This window comes from Paenibacillus sp. OT2-17 (assembly GCF_009827695.1).
GTDB classification, from domain to species: Bacteria; Bacillota; Bacilli; order Paenibacillales; family Paenibacillaceae; genus Paenibacillus; species Paenibacillus polymyxa_B.
Map to the genome: position 1 here is coordinate 1 of NZ_WUDQ01000301.1, position 4411 is coordinate 4411.

Annotated in this window: 4 protein-coding genes and 1 pseudogene; 4 read left to right on the forward strand and 1 reads right to left on the reverse strand. The window is 46.1% G+C overall.

What is annotated here, in order from left to right; genetic code table 11:
- Nucleotides 1–539 (forward strand): NADP(+)-dependent, decarboxylating phosphogluconate dehydrogenase (locus tag GRP75_RS19930; RefSeq protein ID WP_483311101.1); only part of this gene is annotated, 539 nt, incomplete at its 5' end.
- Nucleotides 540–785: 246 nt separating this feature from the next.
- Here GRP75_RS19930 and GRP75_RS19935 read toward each other — a convergent pair.
- Nucleotides 786–1091: a rhodanese-like domain-containing protein gene (locus GRP75_RS19935; protein WP_160790156.1), complete on the reverse strand. Its 306-nt coding sequence runs from the start codon at nucleotides 1089–1091 to the stop codon at nucleotides 786–788.
- A gap of 269 nt (nucleotides 1092–1360) precedes the next feature.
- Here GRP75_RS19935 and aroA point away from each other — a divergent pair, with 269 nt between their 5' ends.
- From aroA to GRP75_RS19950, 3 genes and pseudogenes are all read left to right on the forward strand, one after another.
- On the forward strand, nucleotides 1361–2653 hold the full coding sequence (gene aroA, locus GRP75_RS19940; RefSeq protein ID WP_160790157.1) for a 3-phosphoshikimate 1-carboxyvinyltransferase: 1293 nt from the start codon (nucleotides 1361–1363) through the stop codon (nucleotides 2651–2653).
- Between the two features lie 33 nt (nucleotides 2654–2686).
- Complete coding sequence (locus tag GRP75_RS19945) at nucleotides 2687–3121, forward strand: CoA-binding protein (RefSeq protein WP_013310932.1); 435 nt, start codon at nucleotides 2687–2689, stop codon at nucleotides 3119–3121.
- 300 nt (nucleotides 3122–3421) lie between these two features.
- A pseudogene (locus GRP75_RS19950) lies at nucleotides 3422–4390 on the forward strand (PTS transporter subunit EIIC); the annotation flags it as partial.
- Nucleotides 4391–4411: the final 21 nt, after the last annotated feature.

Sequence of the window (4411 nt, forward strand, 5' to 3'; positions counted from 1 at the left end):
CTGCTATGAAAGACGAGCGCATTGCGGCAAGCAAAGTGCTGAGCGGTCCTAATGCTGAGTCCTTCAGCGGCGACAAAAAAGAATTTATCGAGAGCGTACGTAAAGCACTGTTTGCAAGTAAAATTGTGTCCTATGCTCAAGGTTTCGCTCAAATGCGTGCAGCTTCCGATGAATATGATTGGGATTTGAAATACGGAAAAATCGCTATGATCTTCCGCGGCGGTTGCATTATCCGCTCGCAATTCCTGCAAAACATCAAGGATGCATATGACCGCGACCCTGCCTTGAAAAACCTGTTACTGGATTCTTACTTCAAAAATGTAGTTGAAACGTATCAAGATGCATGGCGTCAAGTGATTTCCGTGGCTGTATCTCAAGGTATTCCAGTGCCTGGCTTCTCCAGCGCGCTTGCATACTATGACAGCTACCGCACTGAGCGTTTGCCAGCAAATCTGCTGCAAGCACAACGTGACTACTTCGGTGCCCATACGTTCAAACGTGTGGACAAAGAAGGCGTATTCCATCATCAATGGTTCTAATGAACGGACGGATATGCATGAATAGCATTATGTAATACAACGGAAGCTTTTTTGCCCTATGGGTAGAAGAAGCTTCCGTTTTTTAATTTTTAATTATGGATATCATTCTAGGGTAGTAGAGGATTGTGTAATCTTTTGAGGCTATGGTATGATAGGGACAGAACGTTTTAATGCATTACCGCGTCTAAGCTTTGAGTTAAAACAAAAGAGACGGGAAGTTCCCGTCTCTTTTGTTAAGTAGGTTTTCTATTGCTCCTGTGCCCATTGCAGCATGCCGCCGGTCATGTTAGTACAGCCTTCATAACCTAGCTGCTGTAGATATTCGCAGGCTCGTTCACTGCGATAACCGCTCCGGCAAATAAAGATAATTTCACCGGTGCGTTCAATTTCTTCAAGACGACCCGGAAGTTGTCCGAGCGGAATGTGCTTGGCACCTTCAATCATGCCTTCCGCTACTTCTTCCGCTTCGCGGACGTCGATTAATTGCAATTGCTCTCCTGCTTGCAGACGTGCGCGCAACTCAGAAGGTTCAATCAGGGCGATTTGCGTCATGGCCGGACCTCTTTTCTGATAAATAATGGGTGCTACGTATGTTTTTGACGTGTGCAAAATGTCACACACACTCTATGTATGATAGCTAAGCTATCTCTAGGCTGTCAATCGGCTTAATCCTAAAGGCAGGTATAGATTAATTAACCGAAGGGATTCACTCGGGCGACCTAGATTAATATTTCTTATTTTTTGGGTGGAGAAATGAATGCTACAACTTGTATAATTAACGTAAAATAGGATGGTTTGAACCGAAAAGGAGCATGTACATTATGGATGTTATCGTTAGACCTACCCCTTCCTTGCAAGGAGAGATTGGGGCCCTGTCCTCCAAAAACTACACTACTCGTTATCTGCTCACTGCGGCACTTGCTGAGGGACAAAGTACCATTTATTATCCAGCCCATAGTGAAGACAGTGATGCTATGCGTCGTTGTATCGCCGATCTGGGCGCAGTACTGGAAGAGGATGATGAAAAAATAGTTATTACAGGTTTTGGTAGCCGTCCTCAAGCTGTGAAGGAATTGAATGTAGGAAACGCAGGAGCGGTGCTCCGTTTTTTGATGGGTATTGCATCTCTATGTCCGGATGTTACATTTGTTAATACATATCCCGACTCATTGGGTAAGAGACCACATGATGATCTAATCGATGCACTGGGGCAACTGGGTGTGAAAGTAGATCATCGTGAAGGTAAGTTGCCAATTCGTATTCAGGGTGGTCAGACGAAGGGCGGTAAAATTCAGGTGTCCGGCTCGGTTAGCTCACAATATTTGAGCGCCTTGCTATTCCTTACGCCTTTACTGGAGGAAGACAGTGAAATCGAAGTGCTGCATGATTTGAAATCCAAGGTGGTCATTGGGCAGACCCTGGAGGTATTGCAAGAGGCTGGTATTATCATTCATGCAAGCGATGATTACATGTCTTTCCGTGTCCCGGGGCGGCAATCCTATCAGCCACGTACGTATACTGTACAGGGAGACTATCCAGGGAGTGCAGCGGTGCTAGCGGCGGCTGCAGTAACGAATTCTGATGTTACCATTCATCGTCTTAAAGAGCAGAGCAAACAGGGAGAACGCGCTATCGTAGATGTGTTGCGTATGATGGAAGTGCCACTGACACATGAGAACGATACCGTTGTCGTGAAGGGCAATGGCCGATTGAAAGCTGTCCAGTTTGACGGTGATGCTGCAACAGACGCTGTGCTTGCTATGGTGGCTGCGGCTGTATTTGCTGAAGGCACGTCCCGCTTTTATAACGTGGAGAATTTACGGTATAAGGAATGCGACCGCATTACCGATTATTTGAATGAGCTGACCAAGGCTGGAGCTCGGGTAGAAGAACGCCAAGCGGAAATTATCGTACATGGCAGACCGGAGGGTGTCGAAGGTGGCGTGGAAATTAACGCGCATTTTGATCACCGTGTTATTATGGCCTTGACGATTGTAGGTTTGCGTTCACAGAAGCCGTTAGTGATCAAGGATGCACATCATGTCGCCAAATCGTATCCGCAGTATTTTGATCATCTAACGACGCTTGGTGCTTCTGTAGAATGGGTAAAATAAAAGCAAACGAAGATGCGAATAGGAGGGAACAGGATGGCTTTTGAAAATCCGTCGAGAGAAGAGATTAAAACCATTTTGGAACAAGTAGGCAATATTGCGGTTGTTGGTTTGTCTGATAAATCAGATCGAACCTCTTATATGGTTTCTTATGCCATGCAGAAGCGGGGATACCGGATTATTCCGGTTAACCCTGCGGCGGCAGGGCAAACGATTCTTGGGGAGACTTGTTATGCCAGTCTTGCTGAAGTACCTGAGCCTGTGGAGCTGGTCAATGTATTCCGCCGCAGTGAATACTGTGCAGAGGTTGCGCGTGAAGCAGCAGCTATTGGAGCTAAGATTTTGTGGCTTCAACAGGGGATTATAAGCCAGGAAGCCGCTGACATTGCGCAGGAGCATGGAATGACGGTTATTATGGATCGTTGCATTAAGGTGGAGGACTCAGTGACCCAGGCTGTACGTAAAGGATAAACAAGGATCAGTGACCCGTGCTATACGCACATGAAAACCTTCTTCCCTTGCTTCACAGGGTTGAAGGTTTTTGGTGCGAAATGAGGAATATGGTAAAGTATATTATACTTTTAGCAATCCATATAATGTATGTATGCCTGATGATGAAAATGGTCTAGACGGATTCATAGTGTTATCTGTTGTGGTGATAAAGTTTTTTGACCTGTAGAAGCGTAAATAAATATTTTGGCAGATGGAATCATTGCTTTGACAAAAGTATTTATTCGGCTTACCATCAGGGATAGAAAGGAGAGGAATGCCATGAATTGGCTCGGATCCTTACAACAGCTCGGTCGTGCTGTCATGCTCCCGACGATGGTGCTACCAGCCGCTGCAATATTGCTAAGTCTCGGCAGCCTTCCTTGGTCCACATGGGGATTCCCTATGGTGTCTGATATGGCAAATGCGGCGGGACATGGGGTTTTTTATTTTTTGCCATATTTATTTGCGGTTGGTGTTGCACTGGGGATGTCGAATCAGGCAGGTCAGGCGGGACTGGCAGCATTAGCTGGTATGGCTATATATGATCAGGTCACATTGAGATTTGGAAACGGACTCATTCAACCGGCGACGCTCATTGGTATCATTTTGGGGGTCATTTCAGGGGTGGCTTATAATCGCTTCAAAAGCATCAAATTGCCCGAGGTGCTTCAGTTTTTTGGGGGTACCCGATTTGTTCTGCTGCTTATTGGCCTCTTTTCGGCTGTGTTTGCAGGACTCATGCTAATTATTGCCCCACTCATACAGAGAGGGCTGCAATTTATAGTAGGTCTGGAATCGAGCTTGGGCGGCTTTGGACTGTTTATCTACGGTATTCTATATCGGTTGCTGGCGGCCTTTGGTCTGCACCATCTGCTTAATAATATTTTTTGGTTTCAACTGGGTACATATAAAACGCCGTCTGGCAACGTTGTGCAGGGAGATTTACCCCGGTTTTTTGCTGGCGATCCGACAGCGGGCTATTTCATGTCCGGGTTGTTCCCCATTATGATGTTTGCGATCCCTGCCATTGCGCTGGCGATCATTCAGGAAGCGCGTGAAGATTTGAAGCCAAAGGTGCAAAAAACATTTTTGACGGCTGCGCTTGTCTGCTTTTTTACCGGAGTGTCGGAACAGATCGAGTTCGCCTTTTTGTTTGCAGCACCTTATTTGTTCCTCGTTCATGCGGTTATGTCTGGGCTGGCCATGTGGCTTACCTTTGAGCTGGATATTCATCACGGATTTTCCTATTAGGCGGGTTTTATAGATTAT

Bases quoted from the DNA above. Each gene is read 5' to 3' on its own strand.
- GRP75_RS19935 (WP_160790156.1), bottom strand. From the start codon at position 1,091: ATGACGCAAATCGCCCTGATTGAACCTTCTGAGTTGCGCGCACGTCTG.
- aroA (WP_160790157.1), top strand. From the start codon at position 1,361: ATGGATGTTATCGTTAGACCTACCCCTTCCTTGCAAGGAGAGATTGGG.
- GRP75_RS19945 (WP_013310932.1), top strand. From the start codon at position 2,687: ATGGCTTTTGAAAATCCGTCGAGAGAAGAGATTAAAACCATTTTGGAA.